The sequence below is a fragment of the Xanthobacter sp. BG11Y11_SDJG genome (assembly GCF_057364445.1).
Genome location: NZ_JBNFNU010000868.1, coordinates 1 through 608, shown reverse-complemented (window position 1 = coordinate 608; position 608 = coordinate 1). Strand labels below are relative to the sequence as shown.

The 608-nt window shown below is 75.0% G+C and carries 1 protein-coding gene; it reads left to right on the top strand.

The window, feature by feature from the left end:
* On the top strand, positions 1–608 hold a 608-nt coding region (locus AC2W7M_RS27035), incomplete at both ends, for an SAM-dependent methyltransferase (protein ID WP_486136320.1).

Sequence of the window (608 nt, the reverse complement as noted above, 5' to 3'; positions counted from 1 at the left end):
CTGCGGCTCGACCGCCTCCTGGTGGCGCGCGGCCTGTTCGAGAGCCGGGCCCGCGCCCAGGCCGCCATCGCCGAAGGCCTGGTGCGGGTGGCCGGCGCGATCGTCACCAAGCCCGCCGCCGAAGTGGCGCCGGATGCGCAGATCGCGGCCGAGGCGGCGCACGACTTCGTCTCGCGCGGAGCGCTGAAGCTGGAGGCCGCCCTCGCCACCTTCGCCATCGATCCGGCGGGGCTGGCGGCGCTGGATGTGGGCGCCTCCACCGGCGGCTTCACCGAAGTGCTGCTGCGCCGGGGCGCGGCGCATGTGTTCGCGGTGGACGTGGGGCGCGACCAGCTTCACGCTCGCCTGAAAGGGCACCCCGACGTGACCTCGCTGGAGGGCACCGACATCCGCGCGCTCGCGCCGGCGCTCTGCCGCCCATCGGTCTCGTGGTGGTGGACGTCAGCTTCATCTCGCTCGCTTTGGTGCTGCCGCCCGCGATCGCTTCGCCGCGCCGGGCGCGCGCCTCGTGGCGCTGGTGAAGCCGTCAGTTCGAGGCCGGCCGGCGCGGCGCTCAAGGAAGGGCGTGGTGCGCGACGCGGCGGTGCACGAGGCGGTCTGCGACAGGG